The 23,934-nt window shown below is 31.2% G+C and carries 22 protein-coding genes and 1 pseudogene; 18 read left to right on the top strand and 5 right to left on the bottom strand.

All coding sequences use genetic code 11. The features are described 5' to 3' along the window. From HV819_RS07180 to mgtE, 4 genes and pseudogenes are all read left to right on the top strand, one after another. Window positions 1–794 (top strand): annotated as a pseudogene (locus HV819_RS07180) (adhesin); the annotation flags it as partial. 556 nt (window positions 795–1,350) lie between these two features. Beyond that, on the top strand, window positions 1,351–1,935 hold the full coding sequence (locus tag HV819_RS07175; RefSeq protein ID WP_154541674.1) for a DJ-1 family glyoxalase III: 585 nt from the start codon (window positions 1,351–1,353) through the stop codon (window positions 1,933–1,935). A gap of 454 nt (window positions 1,936–2,389) precedes the next feature. Beyond that, window positions 2,390–3,592: a S41 family peptidase gene (locus HV819_RS07170; protein ID WP_176269853.1), complete on the top strand. Its 1,203-nt coding sequence runs from the start codon at window positions 2,390–2,392 to the stop codon at window positions 3,590–3,592. A gap of 4 nt (window positions 3,593–3,596) precedes the next feature. After that, complete coding sequence (mgtE, locus tag HV819_RS07165) at window positions 3,597–4,955, top strand: magnesium transporter (protein WP_154541678.1); 1,359 nt, start codon at window positions 3,597–3,599, stop codon at window positions 4,953–4,955. Between the two features lie 79 nt (window positions 4,956–5,034). Here the strand turns inward: mgtE and HV819_RS07160 are convergent, their stop codons facing one another. The 4 genes from HV819_RS07160 to HV819_RS07145 are packed head-to-tail and all read right to left on the bottom strand — an operon-like array spanning window position 5,035 to window position 9,686. Continuing rightward, the gene (locus HV819_RS07160; RefSeq protein ID WP_154541680.1) at window positions 5,035–6,279 is read right to left on the bottom strand and encodes a YkvI family membrane protein; all 1,245 of its coding nucleotides are present in this window, start codon (window positions 6,277–6,279) and stop codon (window positions 5,035–5,037) included. 21 nt (window positions 6,280–6,300) lie between these two features. After that, on the bottom strand, window positions 6,301–7,233 hold the full coding sequence (locus tag HV819_RS07155) for a 1-phosphofructokinase family hexose kinase (protein ID WP_154541682.1): 933 nt from the start codon (window positions 7,231–7,233) through the stop codon (window positions 6,301–6,303). A gap of 31 nt (window positions 7,234–7,264) precedes the next feature. After that, window positions 7,265–8,644, bottom strand: a complete 1,380-nt coding sequence (locus HV819_RS07150; RefSeq protein ID WP_176269852.1) for a UDP-N-acetylmuramoyl-tripeptide--D-alanyl-D-alanine ligase — start codon at window positions 8,642–8,644, stop codon at window positions 7,265–7,267. After that, on the bottom strand, window positions 8,637–9,686 hold the full coding sequence (locus tag HV819_RS07145) for a D-alanine--D-alanine ligase family protein (protein WP_176269851.1): 1,050 nt from the start codon (window positions 9,684–9,686) through the stop codon (window positions 8,637–8,639). The genes HV819_RS07150 and HV819_RS07145 overlap by 8 nt, the downstream gene beginning before the upstream one ends. Before the next feature lie 147 nt (window positions 9,687–9,833). On the opposite strand from HV819_RS07145, the gene pepD reads away from it, so the two are divergent. The 9 genes from pepD (at window position 9,834) to HV819_RS07100 (ending at window position 18,613) form a co-directional block, all read left to right on the top strand. After that, complete coding sequence (pepD, locus tag HV819_RS07140; protein WP_176269850.1) at window positions 9,834–11,252, top strand: beta-Ala-His dipeptidase; 1,419 nt, start codon at window positions 9,834–9,836, stop codon at window positions 11,250–11,252. Between the two features lie 295 nt (window positions 11,253–11,547). Further along, complete coding sequence (locus HV819_RS07135; protein ID WP_154541690.1) at window positions 11,548–11,814, top strand: HPr family phosphocarrier protein; 267 nt, start codon at window positions 11,548–11,550, stop codon at window positions 11,812–11,814. 88 nt (window positions 11,815–11,902) lie between these two features. Then, on the top strand, window positions 11,903–13,420 hold the full coding sequence (locus HV819_RS07130; protein WP_176269849.1) for a bifunctional metallophosphatase/5'-nucleotidase: 1,518 nt from the start codon (window positions 11,903–11,905) through the stop codon (window positions 13,418–13,420). A 153-nt stretch (window positions 13,421–13,573) separates the two neighbouring features. Then, complete coding sequence (gene sufC / locus HV819_RS07125; RefSeq protein WP_154541694.1) at window positions 13,574–14,305, top strand: Fe-S cluster assembly ATPase SufC; 732 nt, start codon at window positions 13,574–13,576, stop codon at window positions 14,303–14,305. A 1-nt stretch (window position 14,306) separates the two neighbouring features. After that, window positions 14,307–15,722, top strand: coding sequence for a Fe-S cluster assembly protein SufB (gene sufB, locus HV819_RS07120; RefSeq protein WP_176269848.1), 1,416 nt, complete (start codon window positions 14,307–14,309; stop codon window positions 15,720–15,722). After that, window positions 15,722–16,768: a SufD family Fe-S cluster assembly protein gene (locus HV819_RS07115; RefSeq protein ID WP_176269847.1), complete on the top strand. Its 1,047-nt coding sequence runs from the start codon at window positions 15,722–15,724 to the stop codon at window positions 16,766–16,768. The genes sufB and HV819_RS07115 overlap by 1 nt, the downstream gene beginning before the upstream one ends. Further along, complete coding sequence (locus HV819_RS07110) at window positions 16,769–17,989, top strand: aminotransferase class V-fold PLP-dependent enzyme (RefSeq protein ID WP_176269846.1); 1,221 nt, start codon at window positions 16,769–16,771, stop codon at window positions 17,987–17,989. Then, entirely contained in the window at window positions 17,989–18,429 is a 441-nt protein-coding gene (sufU, locus tag HV819_RS07105; protein ID WP_154541702.1) for a Fe-S cluster assembly sulfur transfer protein SufU, read from the top strand. Before HV819_RS07110 ends, sufU begins: the two co-directional genes overlap by 1 nt. Further along, window positions 18,419–18,613, top strand: a complete 195-nt coding sequence (locus tag HV819_RS07100; RefSeq protein WP_154541704.1) for a hypothetical protein — start codon at window positions 18,419–18,421, stop codon at window positions 18,611–18,613. Before sufU ends, HV819_RS07100 begins: the two co-directional genes overlap by 11 nt. Before the next feature lie 63 nt (window positions 18,614–18,676). Here the strand turns inward: HV819_RS07100 and HV819_RS07095 are convergent, their stop codons facing one another. After that, a complete protein-coding gene (locus HV819_RS07095; protein WP_154541706.1) occupies window positions 18,677–19,507 on the bottom strand; it encodes a Cof-type HAD-IIB family hydrolase in 831 nt (276 codons plus the stop codon). An 81-nt stretch (window positions 19,508–19,588) separates the two neighbouring features. On the opposite strand from HV819_RS07095, the gene HV819_RS07090 reads away from it, so the two are divergent. From HV819_RS07090 to HV819_RS07070, 5 genes are all read left to right on the top strand, one after another. Continuing rightward, complete coding sequence (locus tag HV819_RS07090) at window positions 19,589–20,788, top strand: LCP family protein (protein ID WP_176269845.1); 1,200 nt, start codon at window positions 19,589–19,591, stop codon at window positions 20,786–20,788. 9 nt (window positions 20,789–20,797) lie between these two features. Next, window positions 20,798–21,817, top strand: a complete 1,020-nt coding sequence (gene fni, locus HV819_RS07085; protein ID WP_176269844.1) for a type 2 isopentenyl-diphosphate Delta-isomerase — start codon at window positions 20,798–20,800, stop codon at window positions 21,815–21,817. Window positions 21,818–21,927: 110 nt separating this feature from the next. Beyond that, entirely contained in the window at window positions 21,928–22,551 is a 624-nt protein-coding gene (locus tag HV819_RS07080) for an NfeD family protein (protein ID WP_154541712.1), read from the top strand. Next, a complete protein-coding gene (gene floA, locus HV819_RS07075) occupies window positions 22,551–23,492 on the top strand; it encodes a flotillin-like protein FloA (RefSeq protein ID WP_176269843.1) in 942 nt (313 codons plus the stop codon). Before HV819_RS07080 ends, floA begins: the two co-directional genes overlap by 1 nt. Continuing rightward, on the top strand, window positions 23,492–23,923 hold the full coding sequence (locus HV819_RS07070) for a hypothetical protein (protein WP_154541716.1): 432 nt from the start codon (window positions 23,492–23,494) through the stop codon (window positions 23,921–23,923). Before floA ends, HV819_RS07070 begins: the two co-directional genes overlap by 1 nt. Window positions 23,924–23,934 lie beyond the last annotated feature (11 nt).

The following is a 23,934-nucleotide window of genomic DNA, read 5'->3' as shown; positions in this document are numbered from 1 at the left end:
AAGAAGTTAAGAAGAAAATTGAGGAAGCAAACAAAGACAAATTCCCAGAAGGAACAAAAGTCGAAGTAGGCAAAGATGGAACAGCAACAATCACCTACCCAGATAATTCAGTAGATACTATTAATGGCAGTGATTTAGTAGAAGCAAAAACAGAAGCTGAAAAAATCGATCCATCAATTCCAGAAAAGACAAAAGTCGAAGATAAAAACAACTTAACTGACAAAGAAAAAGAAGAAGTTAAGAAGAAAATTGAGGAAGCAAACAAAGACAAATTCCCAGAAGGAACAAAAGTCGAAGTAGGCAAAGATGGAACAGCAACAATCACCTACCCAGATAATTCAGTAGATACTATTAATGGTAGTGATTTAGTAGAAGCAAAAACAGACGCTGAAAAAATCGATCCATCAATTCCAGAAAAGACAAAAGTCGAAGATAAAAACAACTTAACTGACAAAGAAAAAGAAGAAGTTAAGAAGAAAATCGAGGAAGCAAACAAAGACAAATTCCCAGAAGGAACAAAAGTCGAAGTAGGCAAAGATGGAACAGCAACAATCACCTATCCAGATAATTCAGTAGATACTATTAATGGTAGTGATTTAGTTGAACAAAAAGTCAAAGCTACAGGAAGAGAAGAATCTCCAAAGAGAAGATCTGAAAAATCAGCAATCAAAAATGATTATGTTAAAAAATCTGATAATGTAAAAACAGGAGTAGGATCAGCTACTGGTATAGTTGCAACAATAGCTGCCGCTGTTAGTGGACTTTTTGCATCAAAGAAAAGAAAAAATAAATAAGATTTTTATTAATCTATAATTTTTAAGAAGGTCATATGACCTTCTTTTTTTATATTGAATTACAATTATAAGGAGAATATGTATATAGGATTTTTAGATATTTATGATATAATAATATATATAATTTAATATCTTATAATATGAATAAATAATTTATTGAGTTTCTATAGCCTTATTATAATCAAGGAAAGGAGAGATAGCTGAGCTTGAAAGATTAGAAAATGATTACCAAAGGTTAAAAGAAATTTATGATATAGTAGCCATTACAGACAATATAAATAAAGATAAGATATCAGCTAAAGAAAATAAAAGTTTAAAAAAACTCAAAATACTAAAAAATTTAAGAAAATTAAAGAAGAAATTAAATCAGAAAATATCAAATCTCGTGTAACAAGTATAAGTGCAATCATTGCAATCCTTATAGCGAGTACATTTGCTTTATTTGTTAGCAAAAAAAGAAGAAAATAACATTTACTAAAACCGGGGCCTAAGCTTCGGTTTTTTGTAAAAAATATTTTTTGGGTATAGGTATAATGAAAACTTTAAAGGAGGAATTATGGAAAAAGTATTAGTATTTTTGGCAGACGGCTGTGAAGAAGTAGAAGCTCTTACAGTAGTGGATTATCTTAGAAGAGCTGATATAAAAGTAGATACAGCTTCTATAAAAGATGATCTCAATGTATGTGGCTCTCATGATATTATTATTAAGGCAGATAAGAGAATAGATGAGATAAATAACGATGAATACTCTGCTATTTATATACCAGGAGGTACAAAGGCAGCTGAAAGATTAAGAGATGACGATAGGGTTATTGAAGTTGTAAAAAACTTTGAAAATACAGGAAAAATAATATCTGCGATTTGTGCAGGTCCAATAGTTCTAGATAGGGCAGGTGTATTAAAAAATAAAAAATGTGTATCTTTTCCATCTATAGAAGACGAACTTAAAGATATTGGAGAATATAAAAAAGATGAGTTAGTGGTAGAAGATGGTAATGTTTTAACATCCAGAGGAGCTGCTACAACAATTTATCTAGCTTTAAAATTAGTAGAAAAGATTAAGGGAGAAGAAGCAAAGGAGAACTTAAAACCAACTATTCAACAAAATTTCGTTGAAAAGTATTTTGAATTTAAATATTAATAAAATTTTAAAAGTATATATTAAAATGTCCTCTTAAATCAAAGAGGATATTTTAGTTAAGATGCTTTATTTTTGCTTTCAGCTTATTTGTGATAGGTATAGAGAACTCTAATAAAATACTTAATATTATAAGATTTTTATTTTAATAAATATATGAAATGAAAAATAGTTAATATAATATTATTTTAAATTAAATATATTTGCTATTATATCCTATTACTATATTTTTTAAAGATATATTTATGGATTTAGTGATTTTTCGTCAGATTAGTTTCATATAAGTAAGTTTTTTCATATATTTATTTTATATCTTATTATAGTGTATTTTAGCCAAAATTCTAAATTCTTTTATTACTTAACTTTGTTTTAAAAAAAATCTCTATGTGTTAAAATATAATAATACAAGGGATTTATTTTTTATTTAAGTAAATTAATATAGATGTATGGAGGTATTATGAAAAAGATAGGTAAAGTTTTATTAGCTTTTTTGCTAACTATAGCTGTAGGCTTTACTGGTTTTACTCTGGGCAAAAACTCATCTAATGATAACCCTATGATGAGTGAGGAAAATCAAAAACATATGGCTCAGATGGATGCCATGAAAAAGCTTATAGATGAAAATTTCTTATTTGATTATGATGAGAGTAAGTTATATGATGGATCATTAAGAGGGATGTTTGAAAGTCTTAATGATCCTTATACTTCTTTTTATAGTAAGGAAGAATTTGACAAGCTTATGGAAAGTGTTAATGGAGAATATGCAGGAATTGGTGTAATTGTCCAAGCAAGTGAAGAAGGCTATATTAAGGCTATTTCTGTATTTGATGATTCTCCTGCACAAAAAGCTGGGATAAAATCTGGAGATTACATTACAAAGGTCGGAGATAAGTCTTATAGTGCAAATGAATTAGAAAAGGCAGTAAGCGAGATTAAAGGTGATGTAGGAAGTGAAGTTAAGATTACAGTCCTAAGACTCAAAGAAGATGGAAAAACTGAAGAAATTGAGTTTAATGTAAAAAGAGAAAATGTTAAGATTGATACAGTTGATAGTAAAATCGTAGAAAAAGATGACAAGAAAATTGGCTATATAAAATTAAAACAATTTGAAGAAGTTACAAAGGAAGATTTTGCAAAAGAACTTCAAAGTGTTAAAGCTCAAAATGTAAATGGTATTGTACTTGATTTAAGGAATAATCCAGGTGGAAACCTAGATGTGTGTTTGGCTATAGCTGATACATTTCTTGATGAGGGAGTTATAGTATCTACTGTAGATAAAAAGGGAAAAGAAATAGTAGAAAAAAGCGATAGTGAAGCTGATACTACCCCTATGACAGTGCTTATAAATGAAAATTCCGCTTCAGCTTCTGAAATATTGGCGGGAGTTTTTAAAGATAGAGCTAGGGCTAAGATTGTTGGCAAAACATCATTTGGTAAGGGAATTGTTCAAAAAATTTTCCCATTTGAAGATGGAACTGGTGTAAAGATTACAATTAGTGAATATTTTACACCAAACAAAACTAAAATCCATAAAATTGGTGTAAAACCTGACGTAGAGGTTGATAATGACAAAGACTTTAGCTTAGATATAGAAAATCTTGATAAGGATAAACAGTTTCAAAAGGCCCTAGAGGTCTTATTAGAAGATATAAAGGGATGATAATATGGAAAGCTACAACAGTGAGCAAAGAATTGCAGAGCTTGAAGAGCTTTTGAGGGCTAAGGATATTCCTAATTTAAAGGATTCCCTTAGGAGAACTAATCCAGTAGATATAGAAGAGTTTATGTCAGATCTTGACAATGAACAATCTTTGATTGTCTTCAGATTGCTTAGAAAAGACGATGCAGCAGAAGTATTTGCAGAGCTAAAAAATGAGGGTAAACACAGACTTTTAACCTCTATAACAGATCCTGAAATTGATTCTATAGTTAACGCATTGAACTTCGATGATGTAATAGATACTCTTGAAGAGATGCCAGCGACTGTAGTTAAGAGGATGCTTAAAAACTCTGACGCAGAAACTCGTAAAAAGGTTAATGAATTTTTGCAATTTCCAGAAGATTCTGCCGGAAGCTTGATGACTACAGAATTTGTAGAAGTAAAACCAGAAATGACATGCAAAGAAGTTTTAGATAGGATAAAAAAGGTTGGTTCAACAAAAGTTACTATATATACTTGTTATGTAACTAGTAAGAGAAAGTCCTTACTAGGATATGTTTCACTAAGACTTATTGTAACTAGTGATTCAGATACCAAAGTAAAAGATTTGATGTATGAAGATGTTATTAGTGTAGAAGCCTATGAGGACCAAGAGGAGGTTGCCAAAACTTTTATGAGGTATGGTTTTACTGCTCTTCCTGTAGTAGATAGTGAAAGACGTCTTATAGGAATTATCACAGTAGATGATATCATGGACGTAATGGAACTTGAGGCTACAGAGGACTTCCAAAGAATGGCAGCTATTACTCCAGACGAAGAAGAGTATTCTACAACATCAGCCTTTAAGCTTGCCAAAAATAGGCTTCCTTGGCTTATGTTTTTGATGATATCAGCTTCTTTTACATCAACTATACTCAAGTCAAGTCAACAGGTTATAGAGTCAATTATAGCTCTTAATATGTTTATACCTATGCTTACAGACTCAGGTGGAAATGCAGGAAGCCAATCATCAACTCTAGTTATTCGTGGTATGGCTACAGGTGATGTTGAGCTTAAAGATTGGTATAAGGTGGTATTTAAGGAACTTCAAATAGGACTAATGATAGGTTTAGTTATGGCTATAGTTGCCTTTGGTAAATGTATGTTATTTGATAAGGTAGGTTCTGAAGTTTCTCTTATAGTTGCCCTAACCATATTTATTATTATAGTTATAGCAAAGGTTGTAGGAGCCCTACTTCCTATGGGAGCCAAAAAAATCGGCTTTGACCCAGCCATTATGGCAAGCCCACTTATAACAACTATAGTAGACTCAATTGGTTTATTATGCTACTTTGAAGTTGCAAAAATCATAATGGGTATCTAGGTAAATATTAATTATAAAAATTAGGGGCTGTTGCAAAATTTATTAATTTTGCAACAGCCCCTTTTATTGTATTTATAGATTAATTGTTTTTTTCATTTTCTTTAAGATCTTCTTTTACTTCTTCATTAACAGCTTCTTTGATATTTTTATTATCTATTATTGAAGATTCAATAAGTCTATCAAGTTTTTCTTTTTCCACTTTTCCAAATTCTTCACTATCATCTAGTTTTCTCTTAGTTAGGACATTAATGCCAAATCTTCTTCTCATTTCATGTTTAATTTCTTTTCTTTCATTGAACCATGATAAAACAAGAATTGTAGTAAGGAACATTCCTAAAAATCCTAATATTGGATAAAGAACTGACATAAGTTGTTTAAAACCTAAAAATGATAGGGCAAATCCTATAAGGGTAAAGATAACAAGATTTCTTCTAGATTTATTTTCAGTATCAGAAAATCTTCTTGCAGCAGCATAAAATAAGGATATGGCAGTATTAAATATCATTCCAAATATTATTATTGACATTAACAACCCTAGGTATGGGTGAATTTCCTCTAAAACTATTTGCATAGGTATATCAGAATCTTTTACATTTGGCAGCTGAAAAAATAGGGTGAATCCCACAAGTCCAGTTAGTATTGCTACTAAAAGTCCTCCCAACATTCCACCAATTCCAGCCTTAGCCGAGTTTGTTCTAGATCCGCCTAGTACAAATGCCATTGATATGCCACTCATCATGCATAGACCAAAATAGTTAATTGTAGAAAGCCCTATATTTGGTAGGGGATTAGGAAGTGATTTTCCTAGCGAATTAAGCATATTCCAATTTGGTTTTACTTTAACAAATGTAAAGATTGCTCCGATTATTGCAAAAATAATTATAAGTGGTGTAAAAGCTCCTATAACTTGGGTTACTTTTTCAAAGTCTAGCATTCCAACAAAGATTATAAGTAAGGTACAAATAAGAGCACCAACCCAAGCCTTAAAACCAAATTGTTGTTTAAGATTTGAACCTGCTCCTGCTATCATTACAAATCCCATCAAAAAGCAGTTTACTATAAGGGAAAAGTCCATAAATTTACTCACATATTTATTTGATATTTCATCAAGGACATCAATATGGCTTTCTGCTAAATAATGGCTTCCTAGTTGTAATATAATACCGCCTATAAGTATATGCAAAACGCCGACTATAATAAGTCCAAAAAGTCCTGGTGTGCCAAAGGATATAAAGTATTGCATAAGCTCTTGTCCGCTTGCAAGTCCTGCTCCTGTAAGTACACCTACGTAGGCTAGCATTATACTTATTGTTTTTTTATTCATTTTTTCTCCAGTTCTTAAGTTTTAAGAAAATTGATTAATAACAACTTTCTTGATTTTTTCTTCAATTTCTTCTCTGCTTGGTAAGTCTAATACCTCTGCTGTTGCAGTAGCAGCAGCAACCGCTACCTTATATGCTTCAAGCGGATCACTTGTTCTTACAAATGTTCCAATAAATCCACCTATCATAGCATCACGACAAGATACAGAATTAACTAAATTTTTGATTTCAATTTCTTCAGCTACATAGGAATGTCCATCCCTTGTAAAGAACATGGAACCCTTTTTACCATAGGATACTATAGCATTTTGAGCACCCATTTCTATGATTTTTTTTCCGTATTTATCAATATCTTCTAGAGATTCTATTTTAACATCAAAAATTATACTTAGGTCATCACTATTAGGCTTAACAAGGATAGGTTTTTCTTTTATAACGTCTTTCAAATATTCCGCTGGAATATCAGCTATAAAGTTGGCCCTATTTGCTTTAGCTATAGATACCATTCTTGAGTATATATCATTGTCCAACTTGTCTTTTAAAGGTGGAACAGAGCCTCCCATTATTATAGTATCACCTTCGCCAACCCTTGATAAATAATAAAGAAGTTCATTTATTTCCTCATGGCTTATATATGGCCCCTTAGAATTTATTGTGGTTTCATTTTTATCAAGCAAAAGCTTGATATTTGTTCTGTTAGAGCCTTTTATTTCAACAAAATCAGTCATGATTTTATCTTTTTCTAACCATTCTTCTATAAAAGCTCCTTGATGACCTCCTATAAATCCAGTTGCAATAGTTGGTATGTTAAGTTGATTTAAAACTCTAGAAACATTGATGGCCTTTCCACCAGGAAGGGTAAATTCATTAGAAACGTGATTTTTATCACCAAAATTAAAATTTTCAACTTCTAAAAATACGTCAACTGACGGGTTAAGAGTTACTGTGTATATCATAATTCCTCCATTAACTTTACTTCTATATTAATCATATCCTAAAGTTATAAATTGCTTCTATAATTTCTTCCATATGAAGCCCTCTTGACCCCTTTACAAAGACAAGGCTAGATTTTGTTATTATTTGCTTTAACTTGTCAATTAAATCATCTTTATTTTCAAAATGAAGAGATCTATTTTTTGAGAAGTTTTTAAGGCTTGCCTTGTGCATTTGTTTTGAAAGAGGTCCATAGAATAAAACATAGTCAATTTTTTTAGGATCTATTTCAAGACCTGACTCATAATGAAGTTTTTCTTCATCCTCTCCAAGTTCAAGCATATCTCCTAATACAGCGATTTTGTTCATGTATCCATCAAGTATTCCTGCAAGATTTAGCCCTTCTCTTAAGGATTGAGGATTAGATTTATAGGCATCATTAAGGATATCAAAGCCATTTCTTTGGATAAGTTCATTTCTATTTCCAGTATTACTTGCTTTTAGTAGGCCGTTGTTAATATCTTTGTATGAAAGCTCAAAGATTTTTCCAATCAAAACTGCCAAGGCTGCATTATAAACTTGGTGGGCTCCAAGTAGTGGAACGGTATATTCCTCATCTTTATAGATAAATCTTGTGTAAGTATTTGTAAGACTTAAAGATTTAACCTTAAAATCGACATCATCATTTTGACCAAAAGTTAGGACTTTTTGTGATAGCTTATAGTTTGGAAATACCTTTTTTAGGATTTCGTCATCACCATTGTAGATAAATAATCCATCTTCTTTTAAACCTTCTATTATTTCAAACTTAGCTTTTGCAATGCCTTCTCTTGTTTTAAGTTTAAGAAGATGGGCATCACCTATATTTGTTATAGCTGCTATATCAGGTCTTGCAATGTTTGTAAGAAGAGATATTTCTCCAAAATCATCTGTACCCATTTCTACAACTCCTATCTCAGTATCATCTGAAAATGATAGGATAGTTCTTGGTACACCTATTTCATTATTTAGGTTGCCATGAGTTTTTTCAACTCTGTACTTTTCTGATAATACTGCATGTATTAGGTTTTTGGTTGTAGTTTTTCCATTTGAACCTGTAAGGGCAATTATTGTTATATCAAGTTCATTCCTATAAGCTTTGGCTAAGTCTTGGAGAGCTTTTTTTGTATCATCTACTATGCAATATGGAATAGTGACTGACTTTGGAACCTTGAAATTTTTATCTATCAAAAAGCAAGGAGCTCCAGCTTTTTCACATTCTTCTATAAAGATTCTACCATCAAATTTTTCACCAACTATGGGTATATAAAGATTTCCATTTTGTATAGTTCTAGAGTCTATAGAAACTCCTCTAATAATAACATCAGAAGATGATGGATCTGAAATTTCTCCACCAAGCATCTTACAAATGTGACCTAGCGTTCTTTCAATCATTTAAAACTCCTTTTTTATATCTTTTAAAACCTTCATCTATAAGTAGGTCTAAAACTTCTGTAAAATTTAGGCCAAAGGAAATTTCACAAAGTCTTGCAAAAAATGATGAAGGTGTGAAACCTGGGAAGGTATTTATTTCATTTATAAAGAAGTCATGGTCTCTATAAAATATGTCAACTCTTGCAAATCCTTCACAATCACAAGCCTTATAGCATTTTATTGCAAAGTCTTTAAGCCTTTTTTCATCATCTTCATCCATTTCATAAGGAAGGGCTTCTTTGGTAGACTTATCAAAGTATTTGGCATCATAGTCTAGAAATACATGGTCAGTTGTATAGGCACCTGGTCTACTTGCTTTAGGGTTAATATCTCCAATTACTGCGATTTCAACTTCTTGACCTAGAATAGCCTCTTCAACAAGAATTTTTTCATCATATTTTAGTGCTTCTTTTCCATATTCTTTTAAATCTTCAATATTTTCTGCCTTATTTACTCCTACTGATGAACCATTGGCAGAAGGTTTTACAATCATAGGAAATTTTATATATTCTACACATTTTTTTATAAAATTGTCATCAAAAGAATCTTTTTTTGCATAAAGGTATCTTGCCTGTGATAATTTGTTTTTTTCAAAAATATCATTAGCTGTAACCTTATCCATACATACTGATGATGATAAAAGACCATTTCCAATATAAGCAACATCAAGACAGTCTAAAAAACCTTGAATAGTTCCGTCTTCGCCATATGTTCCATGGATACATGGAATTATCATCAATTTATCCTTATCAAGGTCTTTTATATCTAATAAGAAATCAGAGATTGATTCAATAAGGTTATCTTTACAATCCTTAACTAAGTCAAATTCATCATCTGTTTCATAAAAGTCAAAAGCTTTTGAAAAACATCCTTTTTTGTTAACATAAACAATTTTTAGTTTATATTTGTCCTTGTTTAAATTTTTTGAAATGTTGAGGGCACTCCTTAGGGAAATATCATGCTCACTTGAAGGACCTCCACATAATAAATAAGTATTAATCATATATCTCTCCACATTAATTTTATATAAAAATTTTACTACATATTAGAATATAGGGCAAATAAAAGACTTATGGGAGATTCAACTTTGTCAGATGCTTTTATATTTTAGTCAATACTAGTATAGTATTGGTAGGAATTAGGAGGTAATATGGAATATAAAGATTTAGAACCAAAAGAAGTATTTCATTGGTTTGGAGAAATATCCAAAATACCAAGAGAAAGTGGAAATGAAAAGGAAATATCAGATTTCCTAGTAAACTTTGCTAAAGAAAGAAACTTAGAATATTGGCAAGATGATGTCTTAAATGTTTTTATAAAAAAAGAAGCAAGTCCAGGTTATGAAGATTATCCTTCAGTATTGCTTCAAGGTCATATGGATATGGTGGCTGTGAAAGAAGATGGATCAGATCATGACTTTAAAAAAGATCCAATCAAACTTTTACTTGATGGACAATGGCTTACAGCAGAGGCTACAACACTTGGAGCAGACGATGGGATAGCTTTAGCCTTTGCCCTTGCTATCTTAGATGATGACAAGATAGAACATGGTCCAATTTCAGTTCTCATAACTACAGGTGAGGAAACATCAATGGTTGGTGTTAATAACTTAGATACAGATAAACTAGAAAATCCAAAATATCTATTAAATATAGATAGTGAAGAAAATGGAATTCTCACTGTAGGATGTGCTGGGGGAATGGATATAGAATTTTCATTTGATAAAGAATATGAAAAATCTGATGGAGACTTTGTAGAAATTGAACTAAAGAATTTCCAAGGCGGTCACTCAGGAATGGAAATTGATAAGTATAGACTAAATGCTATTAAAGGACTTTTCCGTATGATAGATAGTCTAGAAGATGTAAGAATTGCAGAAGTTTCAGGTGGAGTTAAGAGAAATGCTATACCATCCCAAAGTAGGGCTATAATAGAAGTTAAAAACCTTGATAAATCTCTTAAAAAGTTAGAAGAAGTAAAAGAAGAAATTCTTCATGAATATAAAGGTTCTGATCCAAAGGGTGAGATAAAAATTAAAAGTGTAGAAAAGAGAAGTAAAGTTTTATCAAAGGATTTATCTCAAAGAATGACAGATGCAGTATTAGCAGTATCTGATGGAGTTGTCAAAAAATATAAGGGCTCTCTTGTAACAAGTTCAAACCTTGGTCTTATTGATGAAGATGAGGATAAGATTATTTTTATAGTACTTACTAGAAGTGAAGTTACATCAGCAAAAAGAGCAAGACGTGACCAAATTAAAAAGCAAGTTAAAGTCTATGGGGCAGAACTATATTGTCACAATGAATATCCTGGATGGGAAAGAGAAGACAGTATATTACTTGAGAAAATGATTAAAACATGGAAGGACTTATTTGGATACAATCCAAAAGTTCTAACAACTCATGGTGGACTTGAGTGTGGACTTTTAAAACAAGATTTAAAAGATACCCAAATGGTATCATTTGGTCCAGAGATTGAAGGTGCTCATTCTACAGATGAGAGGCTTAATATAGAATCTACTAAAAATAACTATAAATTCTTATTAGAATTATTAAAAAGATTAGATTGATTTATAAATGGATAAAATAAAGAGGGATAATGACCCTCTTTATATTTATTTTGCGAAAATATATAAAAAAGTTTTGTCAAATATTTTTTTAGTGATATAATAATTTCTAGAAAAGATTACAAATGATAGTATATAGGCTGAGTTATTTTATACATTAATGCAAGAAAGATTTTGTAAAATCGTTTGCTATTGTTTTTATTATAAAAACGTGTATAATAATAACTAAAGAATCTATTATATAAACAAAGTCTAAGATTATACTATTTTGAAATAGCAACGAATTAATGGAGGAATTATGTACGAGGAAAAAGTCACGCTTGTAAATGAAATCGGTTTACACGCTAGACCTGCATCAATCTTTATTAGAGAAGCAGTGAAACATGCTTGTGATATAAATGTTGAAAAAGATGGCAGATCTTATAATGCTAAATCTATTATGTCTGTACTTTCTATGAGTGCTGGTAAGGGTGATGAGATTACTATAAAAGCTCAAGGAGAAGGTGAAAAAGAAGCTGTTCAAGCTTTAGTTGATTTAGTTGAAAATGAATTAAGCGATTATTAGTTGAAATATAGTTTAAATAAAATAAAATACTTATTATAAGAGAACACTTTTATAAAAAGTGTTTTTTTTTGCTAGAAAAGGAGGGCTTATGAAAATAAAACTTTTGTTTACAAGTGACCTTCATGGCTATATTTTCCCTACTGACTATATTAGTAAGGAAGAAAAAAACATTGGCCTAAGTAAACTTTCTACTATTATTGAAGAAGAAAAAGATGAGAATACACTCTTAATAGATTTGGGTGATTTTATTCAAGGATCAGTCCTTGCTGAATATGTATATGAAAGTTCAAATATATCATATCTTGCAAATATTCTAAATACTATTGGATATGATATAGGAGTTTTAGGAAATCATGGTTTTAACTATGGTAAAGACTATGTAAAGAAATATATGAAATCCTGTAACTTTCCATACCTTTGTGCAAATATCAAAGAAAATGGCAAAGATTTTGCAAAAGAGTATGAGGTAATTGAAAAAAATGGAATAAAAATTGGTATTATTGGGCTTTCAACGCAGTATATAAAAAATTGGGAATTAGAGGATAATATCAAGGACCTTTTTTTTGAATCAGCCTTTGAAAAGGCAAAAGAGCTTTCAGAAAAATTAAGAGATAAGGTAGATATTTTAGTAATAGCTTACCATGGAGGTTTTGAAAAAGATCTTGAAACAGGGGAGATAAGTGATACTAATATCGGAGAGAATGAAGGGTATAAAATCTTAAAGGAAATTCCAGGAATTGATGTAATTCTTACAGGCCATCAACATAGAAAATTATCTCAAATAATTGATGATGTAGCTGTTTGTCAGCCAGGCTATAGAGGAGAGTTTTTGGGAAAGGTTGAGATTTTACTTGATGATGATAAAAACATTATAAATAAAGAAGTATCTTTAAAAGACACAAGGTTTGTAGAAGAAAACAAGCTTATAAAAGAGAAATATTCCTATATAGAAGAGTCGATGGCAGATTGGTTAAATGAAGAATTGGGGGTAGGAGATGACCTTAGAATTTTAGATACAAATTATGCAAGATTTCATGGACATCCTTATCCTAATTTTGTAAATAAGGTTCAACTAGAAAATTCAGATGCTGATATTTCTTCTACTTCCATATTTCTTATGGAGGCACCTGGACTTGGCAAAAATATTACAAGAAGGGATATACTAAACAACTATCCTTTCAATAATACTCTTGCAGTAATTGAAATTAATGGAAGAGAGCTTAAAGAGGCTCTTTGCTTAAATTCGATGTACTTCATTAAGAAAAATGGAAACTTTGAGGTAAATGAGTCCTATCTTAAACCTAAAATAAAATGCTACAATTATGATTTTTATTATGGTATAGAATATATTTATGACTTAAATAAATCGCTCAATCAAAGACTAGTAAGCTTAAAATATAAGGGAAAAGAAGTAAAAGATGATGACAAATTTAAGCTTGTTACTAACCAATATAGGGCCTTGGGTGGAGGAGATTATTGGATGTTTAAGGGAAAAGAGATTATTTATTCTGTAGATAAGCCCATAAATAGGATGTTAATAGATTATGTTAAAAGAGAAGATTATATAAAAGCAGATAGGAAAATTAATTTCAAATTTATAAGATAAATGTTAAAATTTCAAGTTTTGACAATTCATACTAAAGTAGTATACTTTATAATGTATAAAGCTGGTAAAAATGGTATAATTTAACAGAAATATTATATTTATGAAAATATAGGAATATTTGTTTTTTCTTAAACTTATTTAAAGAGGTATTAAATGAAAGAATTATTAAAAGTTGAAAATTTACATGTTTCAGTAGATGATACTGAAATATTAAAAGGAATAGATTTAAAGGTAAATGCAGGTGAAGTTCATGTGATTATGGGTTCAAATGGGTCAGGTAAATCTACCTTAATGAATGCTATCATGGCAAATCCGATTTATGATGTAACAGAAGGAAAAATTTATTTTGAAGGTGAAGACATTACAGACCTTACAACAGACAAGAGAGCAAAAGCTGGAATTTTTATGTCCTTCCAATCACCAGATGCAATTTCAGGTGTTAGGCTTGGAGATTTCTTAAAACAAGCCAAAGAAGAAGTTACAGGAAAAAAACCTTCAATTTTAGGCTTTAACAAGGAATTAAAGAAGGAAATGGAAGAATTAAAACTTTCTGAAGAATATGCTTATAGATATGTAAATGTTGGATTTTCAGGAGGAGAAAGAAAGAAGTCTGAAATCTTACAACTTAAAATCCTAAATCCAAAACTTGCTATGCTCGATGAGACAGACTCAGGTCTTGATGTTGATGCGGTAAGGATAGTAAGCGAAGGAATTAAAAATTATTTATCAGAAGATAATGCAGTTATAGTAGTAACTCACCACAATGAGCTTTTAGCAAATATCGACGTAGACTATGTTCATGTTCTTAAAGATGGAAAAATTAAATACACATCAGATGCATCATTAATGGAAAAAATTGAAAAAGAAGGATATGAGTGGGTTTAATATGACAGAAAAGAAATTTGATGAATCAAGCTTTAAGGATATAGATAGGGGTATCTATGATGTTATTGATAAGTTTGAATACTCTGATATATCTGATAAGGGTTTAAATAGAGAAATTGTGGAGCAGTTATCAAGAAAGAAGAATGAACCAGAGTGGATGCGTAAAAGAAGACTACAATCACTTTTAATTTTCGAAAAAACAGCAAATCCACTATGGGGACCAGACCTATCTGAGCTTAATATAGAGGATATAACAACCTATGTTAAGCCTAAAACTGATAAAAAGGACAATTGGGATGCCCTACCTAAAGAGATAAAGGATACATTTGATAGGCTTGGAATACCTCAAGCGGAGCAAGAATCTCTTGCAGGTGTAGGTGCTCAATATGATAGTGAGGAAGTTTATCACTCAATTCAAAAACATTTATCAGACCAAGGTGTAATTTTTACAGACTTTGATACGGCTTTAAAAAAGCATGAAGACATAGTTCATAAATATTTTCAAAGAGCAATTCCACCAACACTACACAAGTATGCAGCTTTACATGGAGCAGTTTGGTCAGGTGGATCTTTAATTTATGTTCCAAAAGGAGTAAATGTAGACATACCACTTCAATCCTACTACAGACTTAACGCTCCTGGAGCAGGACAATTTGAACATACCATGATAATTGCAGAAGAAGGTGCAAAAGTTCATTTTATAGAGGGATGTTCTGCACCAAGGTACAACGTAGTAAATCTACATGCAGGTAGTGTAGAGATTTTTGTTCACAAAGATGCAGATGTTAGGTTTTCTACAATAGAAAACTGGTCTAGAAATATGTATAATCTAAATACAAAAAGAGCTATAGTGGAAGAAAATGGTAAAGTTGAATGGATATCAGGTTCGTTTGGTTCAAAAGTATCCATGCTTTATCCTACAACTGTTCTTAATGGAGAAGGAGCTAGGGCAGAGTATACAGGAATTACATTTGCATCAGATGGACAATATATAGATAATGGTTGTTCAATGATTCATAACGCACCAAACACTTACTCTACAGCCCTTACAAAGTCTATAACTCAAGGAAGTGGTAAGTCTATGACAAGATCATATGTAAAAATCGGTAAAAAAGCAAAGGGTTCAAAATCTACTATAGATTGTGAAAACTTAATGCTTTCACGAGAGTCTAAGTCTGATACAATACCAACTCTTGATATAAGAAATGATGAAGTGGACTGTGGTCACGAAGCAAAAATTGGCTCTTTAGACCAAAAACAAATATTTTACCTAATGAGTAGGGGTATTCCAGAAAACGAGGCTAAGTCCATGATAGTTAGAGGGTTTGCAGAACCAGTTGCCAAGGAATTACCATTAGAATATGCAGTAGAGATGAATAATCTAATAGATATGGAATTGGAAGGAGCTAATGGCTGATGGAAAAAGTAAATGTAATGAGAGAACCTACTTGGTCTTATACAAAATTAAATTACAGTGAAAAAGCTCCAAGTATAAATGAATTTAAAAAATACCTTAATAAAGAATGTTCAAATAAAGAAAATAAAAATCTTGATGAGGTATTTGCACCAAAGACATATGGACTTTCAGAAGCTTTCTTAAAAGAAAATAAAGAATTTAATAACCTTAATATATATAGGGAGATTGAAGGAGAAAGTGGACTTGAATTTATAAATCTTAACCTTGATTCAAAGTCGAATCAACTTGTAACAAAAATAGATATAAATGCCAGAAAAAATTCAAAATCTTCATTTTTACTTAACTTTTCCCAATCTGAAAAGACAAAAAGTATTATAAATTCCTTGATAAGGGTTAATCTTGATGAAGACTCCTTTGTCAAGCTTGTTGTAGTAGTTGATATACAAGAAAATTCTTCAAATTTCCAACAAATATCATCAATTATAAATGATAGGGCAAAACTTGATATATCTTATATAGAACTACAAGCAGATGAATCTTATGTTTCTATAAAAAACTTCCTAGATGGAAATGAATCAAGTCTTGAAGAAAATGGAATTTACTTTAAAGACAAGAATGAATTCTTAGATATAGCTAGCTTTAATGAACATAAAGGTGAAATAACTTCATCAAACTGCCTATTTAATGGGGCTTTAAAAGGTAAGGCTGAAAAAAGGTGGAAGGGTGTAGTTGATCTTAAAAGAGGTTGCATAAAAGCTGATGGCAAGATAGGTGATTATGCTATGATGCTTAGCTCAGATGCTATAAATAGGTCAGCGCCAGTTTTATTAAATGAAGAAAAAGACGTGGCAGGTGAGCACGCTGCAAGTGTGGGTAGACTTAATAAATCAATGTTATTTTATATTATGAGTAGAGGATTTTCTAAGAAAAAGGCTGAAAGCTTGATGCTTGAAGCAAATTTTGCACCTACTATTGATAAGGTAGATCATAAAGAATTAAGAGAAAAGTTAAGGTATAAAATACACACAATGAATACGAGGGATTAGATGAATATAGAAAAAATAAGAAATGAATTTCCATTTTTGGATGCAGAAAAAACCGGTAAAAAAGTCATATATCTAGATTCAGCAGCTACAAGCCAAAAACCACTTTCAGTAATAAATGCTCAAGCAGATTACTATAAGTATTCAAATGCAAACCCTCATAGGGGCTCACATTATCTTTCTTGGAAGGCTACAGAAGTTTATGAAAAAACTAGAGAAAAAATTAGAAATTTCATAAATGCTAATAGACCTGAAGAGATAATATATACAAGAAATGCAACAGAGTCTTTAAATCTTCTTGCTTATTCTTATGCAAGTGAAAATTTAAAAGAAGGTGATGAGATATTAATATCAATTCTAGAGCACCATGCAAATCTTGTACCTTGGCAAAGAGTTGCCAAAGAAAAGGGTGCTGTTTTAAAGTATGTTTACCTAAACGAAGACTTTTCTTTAGATTATAATCAGTTTCGTGATAAGATTACAAATAAAACTAAGATTGTAGCAATAACTGCGTCATCGAATGTAACAGGTGAGATGACCGATGTAAAAAAGATTACTAAGCTTGCCCATGAAGTAGGGGCTATTTCTATAGTTGATGCTTGCCAGCTTGCAGCTCACAAGGCTATAGATGTTAAAGATATTGATTGTGATTTTCTTGCTTTTTCAGGGCATAAAATGTATGCGCCATTAGGAATTGGTATTTTATTTGGGAAATATAGTCTTTTGGAAAATCTTAAGCCTTATAACCTTGGTGGAGATATGATTGAATATGTCTATGAACAAGAATCAACTTTTGCCAAACCAGCTCAAAGATTTGAAGCGGGAACTCAAGATGTTGGAGGAGTTGTAGGACTTTCAGCAGCTATTGACTTTATAAATGAAATTGGAATAGATAATATATATGAACACGAAAATGAACTTGTAAGATATGCCTATGACCTTATAAAAGATATAGATAATATAAAAATATTTTTCCCAGAAAAAAGAAATACAGGTTCAGTTTTATCCTTTGCTTTCTGTGATATACATCCCCATGATATTGCCTCAATCCTTGATATGAATGGGATTGCTGTAAGAAGTGGTCACCACTGTGCTATGCCGCTTCATACCTATTTAGGTGTATCTTCAACTTGCAGAGCTTCATTTGCAATATATAATACTAAAGAAGAAGTAGAATATTTTGCAAAAGAGCTTAAAAATGTAAGAAAGGTAATGGGATTATAATGGACTTAAATGATATATACACCCAAGTTATTTTAGAAAATTCTAGAAATCCAAGAAATAAAAGAACATTAGAAGCTCCTGATATAAAGGAGCCAGGACACAATCCTTCATGTGGAGATGAGATAGTTTTAGAATTAAAATATGATGAAGATAAAAACAAAATTACAGATGCCGCCTTTACTGGTCATGGATGTGCTATAAGTCAAGCTGCAACATCTGTAATGTGTGATGAAATTGTTGGAAAAACACTAGAAGAAGCTAAAGAAATGGCGAAAATTTATATTGCCATGATTAAAAGAGAAGACGTAAGTGATGAAGATTTGGAAAAAATTGGAGATGCAGCAGCTTTCCAAAATATTTCCAATATGCCTCAGAGGGTAAAATGTGCACTTTTATCTTGGAAGACTTTGGAAGAAGTTATAGAAAAAGATGAAAAATAATATAAAAGACTATAAAAGTCTTGAATTTTTAACTAGTCTAATAAGTTTAATTTTGCTTATAATACTCACAGTAATCCAGTATTGGAAGGGGAGACCATTTTGGTGGATATTAGTTTTAGTAACAATACTTATGGCAGCAAATTCATATTTAAAATATAAAAAAATCAAAAAAGAGAGTAGGTAAAATGAATTGAACCTATCAATCAGAATTCCAGATTGATAGGTTCAATTCAAAATCACTCTCTTTTTAGTTTGTATATTTTTCAAAATTATTTTCTATAAGTCTTTTAATAGCATATCCTACACCTGCCTTATTATTTGACTTTGTAACAAAGTCAGAATGAGGTTTTAATAAGTCGTTGGAATTTTCCATAGCTACAGCAAAGCCTGCCATTTCAAGCATAGGTATATCATTCATTTCATTTCCAATTGCCATTATTTCATCAAGTGCAAAGCCTAATTTTTCACTCATTAGTTTAATAGCATGTCCCTTGTTTGTTTTTGGATTCATTACTTCTATAAGGATAGGGGCAGTCTTTACATAGTAAAAATTATCATCTACAACTTTTGGCATATTATTCATCACTTTCTCTATATTCCAAGGCCAACCCATTATTAAAAATCTACCAAAAGTTTTATTCTTATCAAGGTTGTTATAATTAATTTTTTGTAATTTAAGTTTTGTGATAAAAGAATCAAGTCTTGTTAAAATATTGGGATTTTTGTGTCTTGTGTAAAAACTTTTATCATCCATAGCTGAGATTTGAACTTTAAACTTTTCTAGGGCCCTATCAAGTAGAATAAGGTCTTTGGGATATTGATAGGTTCCTGTAATAATCTCCTTAGTGTGGTTGTCAAAAATATATGATCCATTTTGGGAGATAGAAAAGTGACCTTCACCTTCAAGGTCAAGTTCTTTTACATAAGGTAAAATCCCAGAAAAAGGTCTTCCACTAACAAGGGCTATGTGACAGCCCATCGACTTTGCTTTTAAAATCATTTCTTTGTTTTTTTTCGGCAGACTCCTAGTTGATGTTAAAAGAGTACCGTCTATATCTATAGTAATTAGTCTAATCATAAGACAATTATACCATACTTGTAAATTTTATTTTATTTATGTAACAACTATGCTATAATTACAAGATAAGAAGGAGTTATGATGAAGTTTAAAAGATTTTTAGTTAGTATTTTAGTTATAGCCATAACATATTTCGGATCTAATGCTATTTTAAATAAGTTACAAGATAAGAAAAATATTTCAAATTATGGCCTTGCAGCTGCGGATGAGAATAAGGAACAAAAAGTCCCTCATGAGATTTTGATGCTTTTGGTAGGGGTTGATGTAAATGGAGATGATGAAGGTAACTCGGATTTTACAAGGACTGATACCATAATGCTTTGTAAGATAAACTCTGAAACTGGTAAAATAGATCTTTTATCTATACCTAGAGATTCAAGGATAAAGGTTAGGGAAGAATTTACCAAGGCAAATCATGCTCATGCCTATGGAGGAATAGAACTTACACTTCAGTCATTAAGAAAATTTTTAGGTCTTGATATAGATTATTATGCTGAAATAAACTATGATGCCTTGGTTAAAATTGTAGATGCTATGGGTGGAGTAGAATATACAATTCCAGATGGTATAAATATTGACCATGGAGATGTTCATCTTAGACCAGGAAAGACTAATATGAATGGTATGGACGTTTTGTGGTATTTAAGAACTAGAAAAATTTATAATAATGGAGATCTTGGAAGAGTTTCTACTCAGCAAGAATTTATGAAAAATATAGTAAATGAAATGGTTAGGAAATCTAAAACCATGAACTTGCCAACCTTTGTAGAATCTTATTTTAAGTATGTAAAAACTAATGTTCCACTTAACATAATGCTTGATTTTGCACAAAATATTTCGAAATTTTCATCTGATAAATTTTCTACTTATACAGTTCCAGGAGTAGCAAATGATATTGAAGGAATAAGCTATTATATACCAGACTATGAAAAAACCTGGGAATTGGTTGATAAGGTATTTGGAAAGTACAAATTAAGTGGATGGCGAAAAGAAGATAGTGGATATTATGAATACGATAACTTCAATTATGACAATGAAAGTAATGAAGGATATGATTATAAATCTAACGAAGATGGAAGCAAAAATCAAGATGAAAGCCAAAATCAAGATGAAATTAAAAATCAAGGGCAAATCCAAAACAAAAATGTAACAGAAGAAAATTCAATAATTGATACTAATCCTGAAGAGAAAAAACCAAAAGAAGATATATCAAAAACCGAACAAAATGATGAGCCAGCAGATGAAGTTGAAGAAAGTACAGATAATGTGAATAATAATTAAGGATTTTATATGGACGAAAAAAGAAGAGAAAGAAAAGACCAACACATAGAAAATTACCTTAGGGCAGAGTTTAGGTCAAAGACTCTTTTAAATAATGTATATGTAGAACACAACGCCTTAAGTGATATTAACTTCGATGATATTGACACTTCTGTAGAATTTCTTGGAAAGAAAATTTCTATGCCGGTTATGGTAAATGCCATGACGGGAGGAACAGATATAAGTGAAGATATCAATGAGGATTTATCTAATATATGTAAGGAAATAAATATTCCAATGGCTGTAGGAAGTCAGGCTATTGCTTTAAAAGATGAAGATTCAAGGGCAAGTTTTAGTCTTTTAAGTAAAAAAGATGATATCATAAAGCTTGGCAACTTAGGTTGGGAAAATAATCTTGAAAATTTTGAATTTGCCAAAGATCTTATAAGAGCAAATGCTATGCAAGCTCACTTAAATATTGCTCAAGAGCTTGTTATGGATGAAGGAGATAGGGACTTTTCAAATAATTTTGAAAACCTTAAAAAAGTTGTAAAGAGCTTAAGGGTACCTTTATTTGTAAAAGAAGTTGGCTTTGGTATAAGCAAAGATGCAGCTCAAAAACTTTATGATATAGGAGTAAGGTATATTGATGTTGCTGGAAAAGGCGGAACAAACTTTATAGAGATTGAAGATATGAGAATCTTTGATAAGGATTATTCAGAATTTTATTCTTGGGGTATACCAACAGCCAAGGCAATACTTGATGTAAGAAGTGTAGCTGATGATATTTTCTTGGTAGCAAGTGGTGGAATAAGAAATTCCGTTGATGTTTGTAAGTCTTTAATACTCGGGGCTGACATGACAGCTGTAAGTGGGGAAATATTATCATACCTACTAAGGGGAGACTATGACTATGCCCTTAAGTATTTAAAGGAATTACAAGTTAAGATAAAACTATTCATGGCTCTTGTTGGAGTTAGAAATATAAAAGAATTGAAAAAAACACCATACAAGCTTACAGGAAGATTGAGAGAACTTGTAGAAGGATAAAATTTATAAAAATGACTCTTACTAGATAAAAATTTTATTATAAATAGTTCGTTTTTTAATAAAATGGGTATTAAATAATCAAGATAAATATTATCTAGGAAGGAGGTAATATGGCTTATGATATAATATTGGCCCTGTCATTTAGTCTTGCTTTTATAAGTATAGTGGCAGTATTTTTTACAGACAAAAAGCTTCTTTTTGGACTTATTGCCCTAGCACTTTTTATATTTTTTTATAAGACAAATATAGACAGGGGAGATGCGAGCATGCTAACTATCCTATCCTTTATATCAGGTATACTATTATTAGCTTTTGAGCTTTTTATACCAGGTTTTGGTATATTAGGAATTTTAGGCTCTATACTGACGGTTTATTCACTTCTTGATAGCTTTAATAATTCTTTATTTGGAATTATGGTTCTTTTTGTAACAGCAGCAAGTGTTTTTATAAGTGTGACAGTCTTTATAAGACTTGGATTTTCTGCAAGATTATTTGATAGGACAATCTTAAAGGATGTGCAAACAAAGGAAAGAGGTTATAACTCCAAGAAAGATTACAAATATCTCCTTGGTGCAAAAGGATTTGCCAAGACAATACTTAGACCAACAGGTCTTATCGAAATAGATGGTAGAAGCTATGATGCAAAGACTAATAGCGAATTTATAAAAAAGGATAGTCAAATAGAAGTAGTAGAGATAAAAGATGGACATATAATTGTAAAGGAGATTAAATAATGCCAATTGTAATACCAGTATTGGTTGTAATATTATTAATTGTGTTTTTTACCATGGTTCCAGTAGGACTATGGATAACAGCAAGATCATCTGGAGTACCAGTTTCTATGGTATCTTTAGTTGCAATGAGATTTAGAAGAATTAATCCAAGGCATATAGTCTACGCATTAATAAAATCCCACCAAGCAGGAATCAAACTTTCAAGTAGTGACCTAGAAAGTCATTTTCTTTCAGGAGGAGATGTAAACCAAGTTGTAGACGCCTTAATTGCAGCAGAAAGAGCAAATATAGACCTAACTTTCCAACAAGCAGCAGCAATGAATCTTGCAGGAAGAAATGTATTTGAAGCAGTCCAAGTTTCAGTAAACCCAAAGGTTATAAACACACCAACCATTGCAGCAGTTGCAAGAAATGGTATAGAGGTTAAGGTAATAGCCAAAGTTACTGTAAGGGCAAATATTGAAAGACTTGTCGGTGGTGCAGGTGAGGAAACAATAATAGCAAGAGTTGGAGAGGGTATAGTAACAACAGTAGGTTCAAGCGAGTCTCACTCAGAAGTTTTAGAAAATCCTGATAATATATCCCAAACAGTGCTTGAAAAGGGACTAGATTCAGGAACAGCCTTTGAAATTCTTTCAATAGATATAGCAGATGTAGATATAGGAAGAAATGTAGGAGCAGAGCTTCAAAAAGACCAAGCAGAAGCCGATAAAAACATCGCTCAAGCTAAGGCAGAAGAAAGACGTGCCCAAGCGGTTGCTCTTGAACAAGAAAATAAGGCCAAGCTTGTAGAAGCCCAATCTAAAGTTCCTCTATCTATAGCTAAGGCTCTTGAAAGTGGAAACTTAGGAGTTCTTGATTATTATAATATGAAAAATATCATCGCTGATACTCAAATGAGAAACTCAATATCAGATTCAGATGATAGAGAAGAATTCTAATGTTTGATAAAGTAAAGGATGGATTTTCAAAACTAGGTTATGAGCTTGAAAAGTCAGGTAATAAAGGTGGAGAAATTCCAGAATATGACAAATGGATTAAAGAAGTCAAAAAAGAGCTAAATAAGTCTTTACCTAAGGAAAATAGTAAAAAGTTCACTAAAAAATTTATTGAGTCAAATATTGAAAAGAAATTAAAAGAAATTAAGGAAAAAACTTCAAAAAATGAAGATTCTAAGGTTAGAGATAAGATAAGGAATAATTTAGAAAAACAAAGAGAGTTAAAGAAAAAACTTCAAAAAAAACACTCTAAGAGTATAGATGATAAAAGTTCTGACATATATAAGAAAAAGAAAAGCAAAATTAAGAAAAGTGAGCTAAAAAAGGCTATTATTTATTCGGAAATAATTGCTAAGCCAAAATCAAAAAGATGAGTTACTAGGTG

The organism is Anaerococcus faecalis (assembly GCF_013371425.1).
In the GTDB taxonomy this organism is placed as follows: Bacteria; Bacillota; Clostridia; order Tissierellales; family Peptoniphilaceae; genus Anaerococcus; species Anaerococcus porci.
The sequence above is the reverse complement of the archived record's forward strand: the minus strand, read 5'-3'. Positions and strand labels throughout refer to the sequence as shown.